We start from the raw sequence: 18,346 nt of genomic DNA on the forward strand, positions 1-18,346 counted from the left end.
TATAGTATTTGCTATTTTAGATAGAAATTATTTGCAAAAATAGGCTTATTTTGAAAATCTAACAAGGATTTGGAGAGAGAAATGTGCGTGTTGATAACTTTTTGGGAAATATTTTTGTTAGCTGTGATAGAGGTTGTAATTTTAGGCTCTCAATAGATAGGATATATATGCAAGATTTTGTTCATTTACATGTCCATACCCAATACTCTCTTCTGGATGGTCAGGCAAGTGTCAGCAAGCTGGTTGACAAGGCTATGAGGGATGGTATGAAAGGCATTGCCGTGACCGACCATGGAAATATGTTCGGTATCAAGGAGTTCACCAACTATGTCAACAAGAAGAACAGCGGGCCGAAGGGGGAGATAAAGGACCTCAAGAAAAGGATTGCCGGTATTGAAAGTGGTGAGATAGAGTGTGAAGACAAGGAAGCGGAGATTGCCGATTGCCGTACCAAGATGGCAGAAGCGGAAAGCAAGTTGTTCAAGCCGATTGTAGGCTGTGAAATGTATGTGGCCCGCCGAACCATGGATAAGAAGGAGGGGAAGCCGGACCAGAGTGGTTATCACCTGATTGTGCTGGCAAAGAATGAGAAGGGGTATCACAATCTGATAAAACTTGTATCGCATGCTTGGACAAGGGGATACTATATGCGTCCGCGTACAGATCGCAGTGAACTGGAAAAGTATCATGAAGGGCTGATTGTCTGCTCGGCTTGTATCGGTGGCGAGGTTCCTAAGAAGATTATCAATGACCAGCTGGAAGAGGCGGAAGAAGCTGTACGCTGGTATAAGAATCTGTTTGGCGATGATTATTATCTGGAACTTCAGCGCCATAAAGCCACTGTTCCCCGTGCCAATCACGAAGCTTATCCGCTTCAGCAGAAGGCGAATGCCAAGTTGTTGGAGCTTGCCCGGAAATATGACATTAAGGTTATCTGTTCCAATGATGTCCACTTTGTGGATGAAGAGAATGCGGAAGCGCACGATCGCCTGATTTGTCTGAGTACGGGTAAGAATCTGGATGACCCTACCCGAATGCTCTATACTAAGCAGGAATGGATGAAGACAAAGGCTGAGATGAACGCCTTGTTTGAAGATGTTCCCGAAGCCTTGTCCAATACCTTGGAGATTTTGGACAAGGTGGAGTATTATTCTATCGACCATGCTCCTATTATGCCTACGTTTGCTATTCCTGAAGATTTCGGGACGGAAGAAGGCTATCGTCAGAAATATACCGAAAAGGACTTGTTTGATGAGTTCACTCAGGATGAGAACGGCAAGGTGGTGCTGGATGAGGATGCCGCCAATGCCAAGATAAAGCGTCTGGGGGGCTACGACAAGCTGTACCGTATCAAGCTGGAAGCCGACTATCTGGCAAAGTTGGCATTCGACGGTGCCAAGAAGTTGTACGGTGACCCCTTGTCCGACGAGGTGAAGGAACGTCTGGTCTTTGAGCTGTACATCATGAAGACGATGGGTTTCCCGGGATACTTCTTGATTGTGCAAGACTTTATCAATGCCGCCCGTACACAGCTGGGAGTCTCGGTGGGACCGGGACGTGGTTCGGCTGCCGGTTCGGCGGTGGCCTATTGCTTGGGCATCACGAAAATAGACCCGATTCAATACGACCTTCTGTTCGAGCGTTTCTTGAATCCCGACCGTATCTCTTTGCCTGATATCGATGTGGACTTCGATGATGACGGGCGTGGAGAAGTGCTCCGCTGGGTGACGGATAAGTACGGGCAAGAGAAGGTGGCGCACATCATTACATACGGCACGATGGCGACCAAGATGGCCATCAAGGATGTGGCACGCGTACAGAAACTGCCTTTGAGCGAATCAGACCGTTTGTGCAAGCTTGTGCCGGATAAGATTCCCGACAAGAAACTCAATTTGCCCAATGCCATTGCCTACGTGCCCGAATTGCAGGCTGCGGAGGCTTCGCCCGATCCACTGGTGCGCGATACGATGAAATATGCCAAGATGCTGGAAGGTAATGTACGCGGTACGGGTGTGCATGCCTGCGGTACTATTATTTGCCGTGACGACATCACGGATTGGGTACCTGTCAGCACGGCGGATGATAAGGAAACGGGCGAGAAGATGCTCGTAACCCAATATGAAGGTTCCGTCATTGAAGATACGGGACTTATCAAGATGGACTTCCTCGGACTGAAAACCTTGTCCATCATTAAGGAAGCCGTTGCCAATGTACGTCTGCACCGCGGCTTGGAACTCGACATCGACAAGATATCCATTTCCGACCCTGCTACCTATAAACTCTATTGCGACGGCCGTACCATCGGTACGTTTCAGTTTGAATCGGCTGGCATGCAGAAGTATCTGCGCGAGTTGCAACCGAGCACTTTCGAGGACTTGATTGCCATGAACGCCCTCTACCGTCCGGGGCCTATGGATTATATCCCCGACTTCATCGACCGTAAGTGGGGACGTAAGCCCATCGAGTATGATATCCCCATCATGGAGAAGTATCTGAAGGATACCTACGGCATTACGGTCTATCAGGAGCAGGTCATGCTTCTGTCGCGTTTGCTGGCAGACTTCACCCGTGGTGAGTCTGATGCCTTGCGTAAGGCAATGGGTAAGAAGCTGCGTGACAAGCTGGACCACATGAAGCCGAAATTCATTTCAGGTGGACAAAAGAACGGCCACAATCCGAAAGTGCTCGAGAAAATCTGGGCCGACTGGGAAAAGTTTGCATCCTATGCTTTCAACAAGTCACATGCCACTTGCTATTCGTGGGTGGCCTATCAGACAGCTTTTCTCAAGGCCAATTATCCGGCAGAATACATGGCAGCGGTCATGAGTCGAAGTTTGGCGAATATTACCGATATAACCAAGCTGATGGACGAATGCAAGGCAATGGGCATCAATACATTGGGACCGGATGTGAATGAAAGTAACCTGAAGTTCACCGTGAACAAGGAAGGCAATATCCGTTTTGGCCTTGGTGCGGTGAAAGGGGTAGGCGAGGGTGCTGTGCAGAGCATTATGGAGGAACGCGAAAAGAATGGTCCTTTCAAAGGGATATTTGATTTTGTGCAGCGTGTCAATCTGACAGCCTGCAACAAGAAGAATCTGGAATGCCTTGCCTTGGCGGGCGGGTTCGATGGCTTCCCTGAGTTGAAGCGAGAGCAGTTTTTTGCCGTAAACTCCAAGAACGAGGTCTTCCTCGAAACTTTGGTGCGTTATGGTAACCGTTACCAAGCTGACAAGGCAGCGGCTGTAAATTCCCTATTCGGTGGTGAGAATGTGGTGGATATCGCCACTCCGGAGATACCGGTAGCGGAACGTTGGAGTGACCTTGACCGTTTGAACCGGGAGCGTGATTTGGTAGGTATCTATCTGTCCGCACATCCGTTGGATGAATATTCTGTGGTTCTGGAGCATGTTTGCAACACTCACATGGCAGAGCTGGAAGATAAGACGGTGCTTGTGGGACGCGAAATAACAATGGGTGGCATCGTGACTGCCGTGCGTCGCGGTATCAGCAAGAACGGCAATCCTTACGGCATAGCCAAGATTGAAGACTATTCCGGTTCGGCAGAACTTCCTTTCTTCGGAAATGATTGGGTGACTTATCAGGGGTATCTGGGCGAGCGTACCTTCTTGTTCATCAAAGCCCGTTGCCAGCCTAAGCAATGGCGGCAGGATGAACTGGAACTGAAGATAACCTCCATGGAATTGTTGCCTGACGTCAAGGAAAAACTGATCGAGAAGATTACTATTCTCATTCCGTTGAGTGTGCTGAATAAGGCTTTGATAACTGAACTGGCAGAACTGACCAAGGAATGTCCGGGTAGTACGGAGCTTTATTTCAAAGTCAGAGATGAGGATAGTAAGATGACGGTCGATTTGATTTCCCGTCCCGTGAAGCTTTCCGTGGGGCGTGAACTAATTACTTATTTAAAAGAACGTCCGGACCTTGAGTTCAGAATTAATTAGTTTTCTTTGTTAGAAAACGAAGATAGGCTGCACCTCAGCATAAAAAATGAACAAGTTCATTTTGTTTTGCATTCGGTTTGCACTATCTTTGTTTCGAAAGCGAAGGCTGATAAAATGCAATTGACAGTAAATTAATAATTATAGTTGACATTTAATATTAAAAGAAATGGCTTTAGAAATTACAGACAGCAATTTTCAAGAAATCCTGGCAGAGGGAAAACCTGTAGTTATGGATTTCTGGGCGCCTTGGTGCGGCCCTTGTAAGATGGTGGGACCAATCATCGATGAATTGGCTACTGAATATGAAGGAAAAGTGATTATTGGCAAATGTGACGTGGATGAGAACGGTGACGTAGCTGCCGAATATGGTATACGCAACATCCCTACAGTCTTGTTCTTCAAGAATGGAGAACTGGTGGATAAGCAGGTAGGTTCGGCTCCGAAATCTGCTTACGTGGCCAAGATAGAAGCGATATTATAAGGTACTATTTGACGATTTGCTATTTACGATTTACCTTTTCGGCATCATGGCACAGCCAAATAGTAAATTGTCAAATAGTCAATAACATTAACCCTTTAAGCAATAGTAAGTATGGGAATGGAAGACGATTTTTTGCAGAATGATGTCGATGATGAAAAGACTATCGAGTACATCAAGAATTATTTGCCGCAGGAGTTGAAAGAGAAGTTCTCTGACGACGAGTTCTATTATTTTCTCGATTTGATTGACGAGTATTATTCCGAGAGCGGCATCCTTGATGCGCATCCGGATACAGATGGGTACATCGAGATTGATTTGGAGAAAATCGTGGACTATATTGTCAAGGAAGCCCATAAAGATGGGATGGGTGACTATGATTCGGAAGAAATCTTTTTCATCGTGCAAGGTGAAATGGAGTATGCGGAATCTTTGGACGAAGAATAGTCTGTATCAAAAGTATAGGAAAATCGCGGATAAGCATGGCTTTATCCGCGATTTTTGTTTTTATGTAGCCGATGGCGTATTCAGAAAAAAGAAGATGGACGTTCCGATGAGGATGACACCCAATACACCGTAGAACCAACGGGCTTGCCGCCGCCCTACATTTTGCACGATAAATTGGGTGTTTCGGGCAGTAAAGAACCAGTTCCAGTTCAATATGGCTGCCAGCAAGGCGATGATGCCCGCGACGGCAAAAATTCCTTGAACGATGTATTGGCTCATGGGAATTGACAATTAAAAATTAAAGGGGGGAAGGGTTATTCAAAGTTTTCCAAGGTGACTTTCCGCTCTCCGTTTTCTATTTCCTCTATGGTCACTTTGATAGTCTTGCCCGGCAGAAGTTCCTCTACCAGTTCCGGCCATTCTATGAAGCAGAGGGCACCGCTGTAGAAGTAATCTTCATACCCCATGTCATACACTTCTTCCAGCTTCTTGATGCGGTAGAAGTCAAAATGGTAAATCAGTTCACCGGCAGTGTCGGAACGGTATTCGTTGACAATGGCGAAGGTGGGGGAGGTTATGACGTCGGAAACGCCTAACTCCTCGCAAACGGCTTTGATGAAAGTCGTCTTGCCCGCCCCCATTTTTCCATAGAGGGCGAAGACTGTATTGTCACCCATTTCAGCGATGAACTGGCGGGCGGCTTCGTGAATCTGGTCTAATGACTGAATTTTGATTTCCATTGTGTTTATAGATTTCTTTAGCGTTGCAAATATAGCCAAAAACTTTTTCCTGTCTTGCAAATGGCATAGATAATGATGGAAAAGAATATGATGGATGCACCCGAGGGGACATTCAAGTAGAAAGAAATCATCAGCCCGCCCAGGCAACTGAGATAACCGATGCCGATGGAAAGCCAGATGATGCGGTGGAACCGGTGCGAGAACAAGTTGGCGGTCATCTGGGGAACAGTGAGTAGGGAGATGACCAGTACGATGCCCACCATGCGCAGGCATGCCACGATGGTAAGCGCAATGAACATCATCAGTACATATTCGAATACCTGCACCGGAATACCTTGCGAGCGGGCAAACTCCCGGTCGAAAGCTACGTAGATGATAGGATGGAGATATAGTGCGAAGAACAGTGCCAGCAGGGCGGCAAGCCCTCCCAATAGAGCAATGTCGCTCCAGGTAATCGTGAGAATGTTGCCGAAGAGATAGGCAGACAAGTCGGGGGCGAATCCCGGTGAAAGGAAAGTGAACATGATGCCCAGTGCCATACCCAATGTCCAGAATACGGCAATGGCAGAGTCTTCCCGCATATCCTTTCGTTTGCTGAGCCACTCTACACCGAAAGCGGACAAGACTGCAAACAAGGCTGCCGACAGAATGGGGGAAATGCCGGTATACAGCCCTATGCCTATCCCGCCGAAGGAGGCATGTGTCAATCCACCGCTGATGAACACCAGTCTCCGGGTGACGATGTACGTGCCTATGAGCCCGCAAGCGATACTTGCCAGCAGACTGCCGATGAGTGCATGTTGGAAAAAGGTGTATTGCAGTAGCTCCATTTATTCAATTAAAAATTAAAGGTTAGATGTGGAGTGTTAGGAATGGGGAGTGAGACGGCGTTCGCCGATAATGAGGAACACTTCATCTTTAATGTTGTTCGGCAGGGCTATGCCGCGCAGTTGCAGGCTGCGCACCCATCCGGCTACGTCCGTGTCTTGCATCGTATAGAACACGTCGCGGAACTCGTCTTCCTGCTCGGGAGTATAGACATCGGGAGCGGTGCCGATGTATTTGTCCAGTTCTTCATCATCGTAATATTCTATTTGTTTGCTGACGGCTGCCAGTAGGCTGTCACGTTCGCAGGTTTCATGCTGTCCGCAGCATTCGGCATTTACTTCTTGCACTTCGGGCATGGCGTCCAGTTCGCCGCGGTCTATCTTCTTCTGTAGTTTCCGGTTGCGTATAATTCCGGCCGTGGCTGCCACGAGGGCAAGTACAATCAGGCTAATAATCAATATCCACATGGGCTTCCTTTTCTTGAAAAACATGTTCTGTTAATAGAACGGACAAAGATACATATTGTTTTGCACACGGCAAAATTATGCTTCGGATTGAATAGATAGAGTGCAAGGCATGTCGTCTGGCTGTTTATTCCACTTTGAATCCTGCTTTTTGCAAATCATTCCAGTAGGCTGGATAGGATTTGGAGACTACTTGCGGCTCGTCTATCCGGATGTGTGGCAGGGCGAGGCTGGTTGGGGCAAATGCCATGGCCATGCGGTGGTCTTCGTAGGTGGCAATAACGGGGGCGGCGTCTTCCGGGCAACGTTCGCCGTCCCACAACAAGATGCTGTCTTGCTCGGAGCGTATAACGTAACCCAGTTTGCGCAGTTCCGTAATGAGGGCGGTGATACGGTCAGTCTCCTTTATTTTGAGGCTTTGCAGGCCGGTGAAGCGGAAAGGAATGTTCATCAGGCAGCAGGTGACGACAAAGGTCTGTGCCAGATCGGGGATGTCCACCATGTCTTCGTCGAGACGGGCGGCGGGAATGCCCTTCCGGGTCAGTTTTACTCCCCGGTTTGTATATTCGGTATGGACACCAAGGCGGGCAAAGACTTCTGCACCGCGGCTGTCGCCTTGATAGCTGTGGGCGAAGAGTCCGAGCAGTTCGATTTCTGCAGGGTGTGTTTTTTCCTTCGCACTGTTTTCACTTTCTTTCGCGCTACTTCCATCTTCCCCTTTCATTTTTAATATTTCATTTTTGATTCCTTCTATTGCCATCATCTGATACCAGTAAGATGCGGCGCTCCAATCGCTTTCCACAGTAAAAGGGGTATCCGTGTATCCGCCGGGGCTGACGGCGATGCAATCTTTGGAGGTCCAGTCGGCCTGGGCGCCGAAGTCGCGCATCAGTTGCAGGGTCAGGTTGATGTAGGGGCGGGAGATGATGTCACCCGTCAAGTGCAGGCGCAAGCCTTTGGGGAGGACGGCACCAATCATCAGCAGGGCAGATATGTATTGTGAGCTGACGTTACCGGCGAGGGATATTTCTTCGCCCTTCAGTTCAGTTCCGGTGATGTGCAAGGGGGGAAAACCCTCGTTCCTGACGTATTCAATCCGGGCGCCGAGCTCTCTTAGGGCGTCTACCAGTATGCGGATGGGGCGTTGCTGCATGCGTTGCGTACCGGTGATGATGCGGGTGCCCGGAGTTACGCTGAGGTAGGCAGTGAGGAAACGCATGGCGGTACCGGCGGCAAGAATATCTATATGTCCGGGATTTCCGTCGAGGGCGCGGGTCATCACCATGGTGTCGTCACAATCGCTCAGATTGCAGGGAAGGATGTTGCCATGGGCTAAGGAGTGGAGGATGAGTGCCCGGTTACTGATGCTTTTGGATGCCGGTAGCTGTATGGTTGCGTGCAGCGAGGCAGGAGCGGAAACGGTATATTGCATGGTCGTATTTGTTAAGTTACGGTGGTAAGTTTTTTTATTGTCACTGCAAAAGTAGGATAAATCTTTAAGAAATGGAAAAAAGGTAACTTGTTTCTGTGGTTTCAGTCTTTCGCTTGCCTTTGTGGGGGTAAGTCCCGATGTTGGGACAGACAGATATAATAAATATTATTCTTATGGAAATAGATTTGCTCCCCTCTCGCTTTGTTGTTTTCGGCCATATCTCTTTATGCTGGCCTATACCAACCGTTCCTTGTCCTATGTCCAACTCTAGTGTGCATTTTGAAGGAACAGTACATGAAGAACCCATCTTCGGCTTGGAGCTGATATTGCCGATTATTTCGCTGACTATATCGGGGTGCGAAATATATATCGGTGAGCTTCTTGGAGATACATCCCGACGATATGCACGAGTAGAGGCTCTATGGGATAATGTTCCGTACGGGGAGTTCCAGTTCTCCCCAATCAATCATAGCATTGAACAGTCTGACCGTGGAGAATGAGGATAAGTTTTCCGGTCTGATGTCTTTTTCCTGCAAGATTCCTTCTTCCAGTAAGGCTGCCCGTTTGGTCCCTTTCAGCAGGGGGCGTGCCGGTGTGTACCAGTGGGTGCCGTTGTAAAAGGCGATGTTGGCAATGGAGGTATCTGTCAGTAGCCCTTGTTTTACAATCAGAATGTCGTCGCACACTCCGCGAAGTGCGAAAAGGCGGTTCAGAGGTTCGCGTCCGGTGCTTTTGTAGGTGTAGTCAATGTCATCTGCCTGTATCAGTGCCAGCGAATGCACGTGCCGCATGACGTAGGAGGAATAGCTGGCGTCTTCAATACCTTTCTCACCATACACTACGCGTGCCTTGACGATGCCTGCCTTGCAGCCGGGAAAGAGATGGTCGGACAGTTGTAGAGGTGTGCTTTCCGGCCAGAAGTGGGCACGGGTGTCGTTCAGCCTCCGGTTGTGATAAGGCAGGTTGCAGACCCTTCCGTTGTCAATGCGTATGGTCTCAATAAATCGGCACATATATTTTCTGTATTACTTCCTTGTATTCGTTTTCCCACCGGCTTTTGGCGGTGATGCCACCTCCTGCCTTGAAGTAGAGACGGTCGTTTTCTTGCTCGATGAAGCGTATCATGACGGCGCTGTCCAGTTGCCCGTCTGCATAATGCCCCATAATGCCGGTATAGAATCCCCGTTCGTAGTCTTCTGCCTCTGCAATGATTTCCATGGTTTTGGGCTTGGGTGCACCGGTGATGGAACCGGCTGGAAGCAGGCTGAAGAGGATGTCACCGATATGTGCGGTATAATCTTCGGGGAGAGTCCCGCATATCTCGGAGCTGGTCTGGAGAATGGGACCCTTATTGGTTTGCAGGTGCTCGACATATCGGTAGGAGGTCACTTCGACGTGCTCCGAAACCATGCTGAGGTCGTTGCGTATCAAATCTACGATGGTGGCATGTTCGGCTGCCTCTTTGGCATCCTGCATCAAAAGCTGTTCCGCATCAGGCAGGGTAGCGTCGATAGTGCCTTTCATGGGGAAGGACTTTATCTTGCCTTCCTCTATGCGGACAAATATTTCGGGGGAGAAGCAGGCGAATTTGTCTTTCAGCCATAGTTTGTACAAGGCTTCCGAATGCAGGAATATTTCTTTCAGAGTCAGGTTGGTGGTGACGGGTACTTTGCAGGTGAGGTTTGTCAGGTAGCTGTTGCCTGCCAGCAGGTTTTGTTTCACGAGGTCGAACGATTGCTGGTATGCGGCAGGGGCGGGTGGAGTGACTTGCCACTCTATCGGGCAGATATATCGGCATGAGCCGCTTCCGGAATCGGCCGTGGCAGATGCCGCCACGTTGCCTGCCTTCCGAAACCGGAAAAGGCAGGTGGAGGCGTCTATCTTGTCGAGGGGCTCGATGTGTGACACTTCTTGTGCATAGTCTATGATGAAGAGGAAGGGCACATTGGCTTCTGCCAGGCCGTTCATTCTGGCGATGGCTTCTTTCCTGCGGTACTTTTCCATTTCTCAATAGACCGCGGAGGCGATAATCTGGATAAACAGAATGAGGAACACCATGGCAATGGGATATACCGTGGCGTATGCCACACTTGGAATGTTGCTGTCCGTCATGGAGTCGGCGGCGGCAAGTCCCGGTGTGCTGGTCATGCCACCGGTGATGGTACCCAGCAAGTCGAGTATGTTTATCTTGAACACAAACAAGCCTACGCATACTGCTACCAACATGGGCACCAGCGTGATGGTGGCACCTACGCCGAACAAGAGCCAGCCGCTTTCCTGGAATGTGGCTACCAGATTCCGTCCTGCCGAGGTTCCCACTTCGGCCAGGAAGAGCAGCAGTCCCAATTGGCGCAGCAATTGGTTGGCAGGGCCGGACATAGACCATAGAATCGGTCCCGTCTTTCCGATGGCGCTCAGGAACAAGGCAACCATCAGAATGCCTCCCGTCAGTCCCGGAGAGAATGACAGACTGTCCGAGAAGGAAACGTTGAGCTTGCCGAACAGTACCCCCAGTACAATACCTAATGCGATGGGGAAGAAGTCCGTATCAGACAACTGCTTGGTGTCATTGCCCAGCAGGCGTGCCACTCCCTTGATGCCGTCCTTTTCTCCCACTACCATCAGCTTGTCGCCGAATTTCAGGGCGAGGTCGGGCGAAGGCGACAAATCAATACCGCTTCGGCGGATGCGGGTGACGGTGCAGCCGAAGTTCTTCATCAGGTTGAGGTCTCCCAACTGTTTGTTTATCATATCCTTTTTGGTGAGCAACAGAGATTCAATCTCTTGCATGTCAACGAGTGGCAGTTCTCCTTCTTCGCGTTTGCCTACGAGGACGGCAAGCTGGTTCAAGGCATCTTCGCTGCCCACGGCTTGTATGTAGTCGCCTTCGTGAAGTATGGTCTGGGCGGTAGGTATGGCTATCTGCTCATTGTGCTTATGGCGTGAGATGACGGCTCCGGTCATGGCACGCGCATTGATTTGCATCAGGCTTCGCTCAAAGACGGCAGGGTTGGTTACACGGAACAGGCAGGTCGTCAGTTCCGGGAACTGGCTGCGGCGTTCCTTCTCCAGTCGGCGCGCTTCCTTGTCGAGGTCGATGCGCATGATACGGGGCAGCAGTTTTACAAAGAGAATCACGCCGATAACGCCGAAAGGATAGGCAATACCGTAAGCGATGGATGCCAGTGGGGAATGAGTGCTGTCGATGGCTACGGCAAGTCCCGGCGTACTGGTCAGGGCACCGGCAATCAGTCCCACGACACTGGGAGTGTCTATGTCGAAGGCATATTTCAGCCCTACTGCCGTCAGGGCGGCAGAGCAGATAATCAGCATGGTGATGATGATGAGTGTCTTGCCTTTGCTTCGGAAGGAATCGAAAAATCCGGGTCCGGCCTGAATGCCGATGGTGAAGATGAACAGTACCAATCCGAAGTTTCCCAGCTCTTTGGGAATGATAACTCCGAAGTGTCCGAACAACAAGGCGATGAAAATAACGGCGGAAACGTCGAGCGAGAGTCCTTTGATTTTTATCCTTCCCAGCATGAAGCCTAAAGCCACAATGAGGAAGAGGGCGAAATAAGAGGAGTTTAACAAGTCAGTAAACATAATAGGTTAAAGAGTTAGGGGTTTGCGCCGCAAAGGTAGTGCAAAAAAGTGAGATAGAAAAAAGCATTGTTTCCTTGTGGCATATAAAAAAGGAGCTAAACTGCGGTTTAACTCCTTTTTTATATATAGGGCCTGTATGGCTGGTATTCCTGCGTGGGGCAGGGCGGTACTTATTTTTTGAGTTCCTTCATCAGCTCCTCTACGGCGACTTTCAGCTGTGTGTCTTCTCCCTTCACGATGGTCTCGGGTGAATTGGCAACCTTGATGTCCGGTTTCAGCTGCGAGTTCTCCAGATAGCTGCCGTCCGGCAGGCGGTAGCCAATGACGGGGATACCGAATACGAGCGACGGGTCTTGCAGACGCTCCCAAGAAACACTAGTCATGGTTCCCGGCACAGGCATGCCTACCAGCTTGCCGATACCCCGATGGCTGTATACCCACGGCGTACCGTGCGCATTGGAGTAGTTGGCCTCGCACATTACCATGATGGACGGCTTGTTCCAGCGGCGGCTGGGCATGTCGCACGCCTCGCGGCCGCGCACCACCTGCGTGAAGTATTTCTGTCCGCTGAAAAGTATTTCTATATCCTCGTGCAGGCGTCCGCCGCCGTTGAAGCGGGTATCTATGACGATGCCTTCGCAGTGGTTGTATTTTCCCAGGATGTCCGAGTAGACGGAACGGAAACTGTCGTCTCCCATGGACTCGATGTGCACGTAGCCCAAGCGTCCGCCCGACCACCGGTCAACGTCTGCCGCACGCTGTTTCACCCAGCGGGCATAGAGTAAATTGCTGAACGCACCGTTTGTGATGGGGATGATGACTTCTTCCCAGCGTTCCTTGGTCTGCGGGTTAAAGAGAGAAACAAGTGTTTTTTTTCGTGCTTTATTGTTGAGCAGCGTGTAATAGTCCGCGTCGGGGGTGATTTCCACACCGTCAATCTTTTCGATGACCGTGCCGGCTTTTACCCGGGTATTGGCGGTGTCGAAAGGACCTTTCTCCACCACTTCGGCAATGAGCATGCCCTTGCCCGTGTAGTTCCAGTCGAAGAACAGTCCCAGGCTGGCAGTGGGCTCGGACTGCCCTTTGGGATAGAAACGGCCGCCGGTGTGAGATACGTTCAGCTCGCCCAGCCATTCGCTCAGCAGCTCTGCAAAGTCATAATTGTTGTCGATATGGGGCAGGAAGCGGCGATAGGCAGCGGTCATCTTGTCCCAGTCTACTCCGTGCATCGAGGTGTTGTAGAACCGCTTCTGCTGCTGGCGGTACACGTGGTCGAACATGTATTCGCGCTCCGCAGCCAGGTCCATCTTGGCATTTACCTGGAAGGCGATGGGAGTCAGCGCGTCGGATGAAGTGTCCATTTTCTGCATCTTGCGGCTGCCCAGCAGGAAGAGGTTTTTGCCGTTCTTGTCCAGCTGCATGTCCGCCCATCCGGCGTCCATCTTGTGCAGCAGGCGAGTCTCTTTCTTGCGCAGGTTCATCTTCCAGAGGTCGTATCCGCCTTCGAAGGCAGCCAGATAGTAGAGTGTTTCGCCATCCTTGGAGATGATGGTACTGCCCATGTCGGAAGAATTCGGGGTGAGGCGCACCACACGGTCTTCGATGCCTTTCAATTCTACGATGATGTCTTTCGGCTGGTCATCTTTTTCGTCAGTATTGCTGTCTTTCTTGTCGTCTTTCTTCTTTTTATCCTTGTTTTTGTCTTTGGGGGTATCTTTTCCGGCAGACTTCTTCTGCTCCTTCTCCAACTCCTTGCGCAGTTCGTAGTCTTCCTTGCTCAGGCAGTATTTGTCGTATGCATCTTGGTTGAGGAAGACGAGCATGGCGTCGTTTAGCGAACCCCATGAGGCGTGGGCACGCATGCCATAACGTTCGGTGGTGAAGAGGATGGCGTTGCCGTCCAGCGCGAAGCGGGGATAGCCGCTCATGTAGCCGCTGTTGGTGAGGTTCGTGATTTTTCCGCCTCCCTGCGCGCTGACCAGGCCGATGTCGGAGTAGGGGTCGTGCTTGTTGCCGGTGAATTCAAGTGTAAACCACTTGCCGTCCGGCGACCATGAATAGTCAAATCCTCCGCTGGTGCTGTACCAGGTGGAGCCATCTGTAATCTGGCGCACCTTCTTCGTCTCCAGATCGAGCACCATCAACCGGATGCGGTCTTCGATGAAAGCGAGTTCTTTGCCGTCGGGTGAGAATTGCGGATAGGCACGTTCCACGGTGGTGGAGGGCAGCAGCACTTCTTCTTCAATCAGCGTGGCGTTCGGGAAGTTGGGATCTTCCTTGCGGGCTATCTTGGCAAGGTAGAGTTGCCAGTTGCCGCCTCGCTCGCTGGCGTAGGCCAGGGTGCGGTTGTCCGGCGCAAAGGAGAGACCCGCTTCGCGTGCCGGTGTATGTGTAATCTGCTTGGTAGTGGCATAGTCTGCCGAAGTGACAAAGACTTCACCGCGCAGTGTGAAGGCAATCTGCTTTCCGTCCGGGGATACGGTGGCAGAGGTGGCTCCGTCGGAAGGTTGCAGGTTGGCGAATTGCGGCTGGTCATCGCGCACAATCTCTATAGCGACTTTCTTCGGGGTGGCATCCGGCTGCTGGGTATAGATTTCGCCGTCGTAACCATAGCACAACGTCCCGCCGTCACTCATGGAGAGGAAGCGCACGGGATGTGTCTTGAAGCTGGTGATGGGCTTCACCTCTCGGGGCTGTGCCAGCGGGAAGGCATACACGTTGAATGAGCCGCCGTTTCTCTCACTCAGAAAGTAAACCGTTTTTCCATCGGGTGACAACACCGGGTTGCGGTCTTCGCCCGCGTGGTCGGTGAGGTTGGTATGGATACCCGTCTTTGCATCATACAGCCAGATGTCGCGGGTAATGGAGGAGGTGTGGTGCTTTCTCCATTCATCTTCAAATCCCTTGCGGTCTTGGTAGAGGAACTGCTGGCCCGCCTTGTCGAAGCAGACCGCTTCGGCAGGTGTACCCAGCACTTGCTCCGTACGCCCTCCCGTTGCAGGTACTTTGTAAAGCTCGGTCATGGCCGAAGTGGGGAAAAGAGCGCTGCTTGCCGGGTCCTGGATGGATGCGGAAAACAAGATATACTTTCCATCCGGAGTGAATGCAGAAGGAAGTTCACCGGTGGAGTGGGTAGTGAGCCGCCGGGCGGTTCCGCCGTCTGCTGGCATCACGAATACGTCGAAGTTGCCGTATCTGTCGCTGGCAAAGGCTATTTGTTTACCGTCCGGCGACCATATGGGGATACATTCGTAGCTTTCTTGGGTAGTAAGCTGTGTGGCGGTTCCACCCTTGGCGGGCACCTTGTAGATGTCTCCTTTGTAACAGAATGCGATTTCCGTACCGTCGGGAGAGATTTGTACATCACGCATCCAGAGCGGCGTGGCGGCATGTCCGGCAATTGCAGTAAGGCCTAGTGCGAGGATTGCAAAGGTTTTCTTCATAAGTGTGTGGGTTGATGTTAATATAGAATGTTTATAAACGTAGTGATTCTGTCCACAATGCAAGGAGCGAGGTACGTCATTTCATATCTCGTGCCTTGTATATCTGTTCCTTGGCATTGTTGATACTTTGGAACTTCTCTTCTGCGGCTTTCTTGATGTCTTCGCCCAGCGTTGCCACCCGGTCGGGATGGTGTTTCAGGGCCAGGCGGCGGTAAGCGGCACGCACTTCGTCATTGGTGGCGGTGGGCTCAATTTCAAGCACTTTGTAGGCCTCGCTCAGTGAGTTACTGCCTAGGTTGAGCATGGATTCCACTTCCTTGACGGATAGTCCCATGTATATGGCCACTTCTTTCAGGGCTTCTATCTCCTCGTTGCAGACGTGTCCGTCGCTTTTGGCAATTTCTACCAAGAATACCAGCAGTTGCAGGCGTTCCTCGTATGTCAGGTTGGCGGCAATCTGCGTTCCGCAGTCACGGATGGTATTTCTAAATGCCAGTGGGTTTTGTCTGTCCATCTGCTTGCGCTGCTCGAAGAGGTTGAGCAATATTCGTTCTCCCTCGCCCACGGCAGCCTCGCCGAACGTGCTTCTCAGAAAGCGGCGGACGAATTCCATTTCACTATGCATGATGCGCCCGTCTGCACGGATTATGTACGAAGCCATTACGAGCATGGAGAAGAGAAAACTGTTCCGTTGCCCGGCATAGGTAGTACCATGCGTTGGTTCTTCTCTATAATAACCGCCTGCATCATTTGAATCGGTGTCGAATAATGAACCGAATACAAAACCTGCCAAGGCTCCCAGCGGTCCTCCGGCCATGAAACCGATGATGCCGCCTATCCATTTAGCTGCTCCCATAATTTTTCTTGTTTAAAATGCAAAAATAGAGATTTCTTACGAGAATTCCAGTAATTCATGGCAGCAAGTTCTATCATTAAGAAATGCTATAAAAAATAAGGAGCTAAGTTTATCACTTAACTCCTTAATGCTCACCAGTCGGGATGACAAGATTCGAACTTGCGACCACACGCCCCCCAGACGCGTACTCTACCGGGCTGAGCTACATCCCGAATTGCGGGTGCAAATGTACGGCTTTATTTTAAAATAGCAAATATTTATAGTGCTTTTTTTATTGAATGAACCTATATTTTGCAGTTTCAAGGCTTTCGGCCAACGTGTCCTGCTCTTTTTTTACTCATATGCCTGCCTTGACAGGCAATGACCTTGAGCGGGCAGGCATACTTTGAATGAAGTTATTGCAAGTTTAGGCTATTTCTTACGGAAGTGACAGCCGGACTCTCGGGCGTTACGGATTTCCGGGTACAATAGTCGAATTCCACAGACTTTTCGCCGCTGTATGATTTCCACTTCAGTTTCAATTTGACGGTCTTGCCTTCTGTATCGGGCAGTGCATCCAGCTTGAAAGCAACCAATCCGTCCGCATACTTGCCGTAAATATCGCCCTTGGCATTGTGGCGGAACTCTGCTTCATACGGGTTTTCCGGATTCTGGCTCAGCAGCAGATTGACAAAGTGCTTGGTGTGATAGTCTCCTCGTCGGGTTCTGAAGCGGAGGGTCAGATAACCGTCTTCTGCAATGGTCACCCAATCGTTTACTATTTCCACCGGATCGGTACCGTATACGGCATCGTTCTCTTCGCCCAAATCCGGGGCGACGGGCTTGGTAAGGATACTGTCTATCCAGTTTATATATACAGCTTGGGTGTAGATATCGCTGGGCTCGTCCACTTCCTTGTAGTTTATCAGGGCGCGGACTTCCTTTTCGCCGTAGGGAGATTTCGTCATGTTGGTGGGCAGCAGAGTGGTCTTGTCATCCAGTTGCAGAAAGACTGTCTGGTCTGCATCGGTCTTTACCGTTACCAGGGCATTGGGGAATCTCACGGCATAATTGTCACCATCGTCCAGGCATGATTGGAAGCTCAAGGTGCCGATGGTTGCAATGGCGATTAGAGTTTTCTTGTTAAAGATTGACTTCATTTTCATAGGGTGCTCTTTAAAATTAAACATTCGGAATAGGTCTTACTCTTGTAAGAATAGCATATTTGCGAAAACCCTGCATGTATCATTGTTAATTAATGATAAAAGCAGTGGAGGTCCGTTGTCGGGTATTCTCTTTTTGAGTGTCTCTGCAGGCTGTGCAGAACATTATTCCCCGATACATGAAAGATATTTGTATATCAGCCGGAATATGACTACCTTTGCTGTATGAGATGCACATCTCGTGTGCATTGTGATGTGCATCTCGAACAGCATGAGATGTGCATCTCATCTATCTTGGGGAATAGTCTTCCTGCCGTGCGGAAGCTGTCTTTCTGTTGAGAGGAAGTAACCTTCGGGCAGATTGCTTGCAGCCTGGTTGCAGTAAGAAACATTATGTTTATTGTGAAAAAAGTATGAGTATAGTCTATTTGGTTCGAAAGAAGGTTTTCCGCACGGCGGAAGGGGTGAAGCAACTTTATTATGCAGTGCAGCGTGTGCTGCAACAGCGTGGAGGTGTGACGGCGGAGTTGCTGGCGCAGCGTATGGCATCCAGAAAAGGCATGAGCGCGGGAGACGTGCAGAGTGTGTTGATAGATTTGCCGAAATTTGTAGAGGAAGCGCTGATGGAGGGAGAGTCGGTGACCATTAAGGGGCTGGGTTCCTTCCATGTGGCGGTGACGAGTGACGGGTTTGAGCATCCCGACGATGTGATGCCGGGCAAGGTACGCTTATCCCGCGTCTATTTTCGTCCGGACAGGTCGCTGGTGGCGAGGCTGAACAGCGGGATGGATTTCTACCGTTATCCGCTTAGCCGATATTTCCCTCACGATATGTTGCGGCCGGAAACACTGAGAAAGGAGCGGGCCGAGGGAAAGACGGGAATTCCGGATGAAGACCCAGTTGGGATGGAAAATGATACGGAGGACTTTTCGGGGGAGGAGTGAG

Annotated in this window: 15 protein-coding genes and 1 tRNA gene; 4 read left to right on the forward strand and 12 right to left on the reverse strand. The window is 50.4% G+C overall.

Translation table 11 applies throughout. The features are described 5' to 3' along the window. Positions 1-167 precede the first annotated feature (167 nt). The 3 genes from dnaE (at position 168) to M1B78_RS07670 (ending at position 4,890) form a co-directional block, all read left to right on the forward strand. Positions 168-3,965 carry a DNA polymerase III subunit alpha gene (gene dnaE / locus M1B78_RS07660; RefSeq protein ID WP_257940332.1) on the forward strand — a complete coding sequence of 1,266 codons (3,798 nt, stop codon included), beginning with the start codon at positions 168-170 and terminating at the stop codon, positions 3,963-3,965. A 166-nt stretch (positions 3,966-4,131) separates the two neighbouring features. Beyond that, positions 4,132-4,446, forward strand: a complete 315-nt coding sequence (gene trxA, locus M1B78_RS07665) for a thioredoxin (RefSeq protein WP_005824191.1) — start codon at positions 4,132-4,134, stop codon at positions 4,444-4,446. A gap of 111 nt (positions 4,447-4,557) precedes the next feature. Beyond that, positions 4,558-4,890 carry a hypothetical protein gene (locus M1B78_RS07670; RefSeq protein ID WP_257931578.1) on the forward strand — a complete coding sequence of 111 codons (333 nt, stop codon included), beginning with the start codon at positions 4,558-4,560 and terminating at the stop codon, positions 4,888-4,890. Positions 4,891-4,950: 60 nt separating this feature from the next. Here the strand turns inward: M1B78_RS07670 and M1B78_RS07675 are convergent, their stop codons facing one another. The 12 genes from M1B78_RS07675 to M1B78_RS07730 all read right to left on the reverse strand — a co-directional run bounded on the left by M1B78_RS07675 (position 4,951) and on the right by M1B78_RS07730 (position 17,404). Next, positions 4,951-5,169, reverse strand: a complete 219-nt coding sequence (locus tag M1B78_RS07675) for an immunity 17 family protein (RefSeq protein ID WP_136009552.1) — start codon at positions 5,167-5,169, stop codon at positions 4,951-4,953. Between the two features lie 35 nt (positions 5,170-5,204). Then, the gene (gene tsaE, locus M1B78_RS07680; protein ID WP_136009553.1) at positions 5,205-5,630 is read right to left on the reverse strand and encodes a tRNA (adenosine(37)-N6)-threonylcarbamoyltransferase complex ATPase subunit type 1 TsaE; all 426 of its coding nucleotides are present in this window, start codon (positions 5,628-5,630) and stop codon (positions 5,205-5,207) included. A 17-nt stretch (positions 5,631-5,647) separates the two neighbouring features. Continuing rightward, positions 5,648-6,460, reverse strand: a complete 813-nt coding sequence (locus M1B78_RS07685; protein WP_136009554.1) for a metal ABC transporter permease — start codon at positions 6,458-6,460, stop codon at positions 5,648-5,650. A 36-nt stretch (positions 6,461-6,496) separates the two neighbouring features. Continuing rightward, positions 6,497-6,925, reverse strand: coding sequence for a phospholipase (locus tag M1B78_RS07690; protein WP_136009555.1), 429 nt, complete (start codon positions 6,923-6,925; stop codon positions 6,497-6,499). Positions 6,926-7,049: 124 nt separating this feature from the next. Continuing rightward, positions 7,050-8,354, reverse strand: a complete 1,305-nt coding sequence (locus M1B78_RS07695) for a 3-phosphoshikimate 1-carboxyvinyltransferase (RefSeq protein WP_257940333.1) — start codon at positions 8,352-8,354, stop codon at positions 7,050-7,052. Between the two features lie 419 nt (positions 8,355-8,773). Next, positions 8,774-9,367 carry an aminotransferase class IV family protein gene (locus M1B78_RS07700; protein WP_176468788.1) on the reverse strand — a complete coding sequence of 198 codons (594 nt, stop codon included), beginning with the start codon at positions 9,365-9,367 and terminating at the stop codon, positions 8,774-8,776. Further along, positions 9,351-10,358, reverse strand: coding sequence for an aminodeoxychorismate synthase component I (locus M1B78_RS07705; RefSeq protein WP_257940334.1), 1,008 nt, complete (start codon positions 10,356-10,358; stop codon positions 9,351-9,353). Before M1B78_RS07705 ends, M1B78_RS07700 begins: the two co-directional genes overlap by 17 nt. 3 nt (positions 10,359-10,361) lie before the next feature. Then, a complete protein-coding gene (locus M1B78_RS07710; RefSeq protein WP_136009559.1) occupies positions 10,362-11,960 on the reverse strand; it encodes an aspartate:alanine exchanger family transporter in 1,599 nt (532 codons plus the stop codon). Positions 11,961-12,130: 170 nt separating this feature from the next. Next, on the reverse strand, positions 12,131-15,403 hold the full coding sequence (locus M1B78_RS07715; RefSeq protein WP_257940335.1) for a S41 family peptidase: 3,273 nt from the start codon (positions 15,401-15,403) through the stop codon (positions 12,131-12,133). A gap of 76 nt (positions 15,404-15,479) precedes the next feature. Next, positions 15,480-16,259, reverse strand: a complete 780-nt coding sequence (locus M1B78_RS07720) for a DnaJ domain-containing protein (protein ID WP_136009561.1) — start codon at positions 16,257-16,259, stop codon at positions 15,480-15,482. 138 nt (positions 16,260-16,397) lie between these two features. After that, positions 16,398-16,471, reverse strand: a tRNA-Pro gene (locus M1B78_RS07725). 183 nt (positions 16,472-16,654) lie between these two features. Beyond that, positions 16,655-17,404 (reverse strand): NigD-like protein, encoded by a 750-nt coding sequence (locus M1B78_RS07730; protein ID WP_257940336.1) that lies wholly within the window; start codon positions 17,402-17,404, stop codon positions 16,655-16,657. Positions 17,405-17,814: 410 nt separating this feature from the next. Here M1B78_RS07730 and M1B78_RS07735 point away from each other — a divergent pair, with 410 nt between their 5' ends. Beyond that, the gene (locus M1B78_RS07735; protein WP_257940337.1) at positions 17,815-18,345 is read left to right on the forward strand and encodes an HU family DNA-binding protein; all 531 of its coding nucleotides are present in this window, start codon (positions 17,815-17,817) and stop codon (positions 18,343-18,345) included. The last annotated feature ends 1 nt before the right edge of the window (position 18,346 follow it).

The sequence above is a fragment of the Bacteroides muris (ex Fokt et al. 2023) genome (assembly GCF_024704895.1).
Lineage (GTDB): Bacteria > Bacteroidota > Bacteroidia > Bacteroidales > Bacteroidaceae > Bacteroides > Bacteroides muris.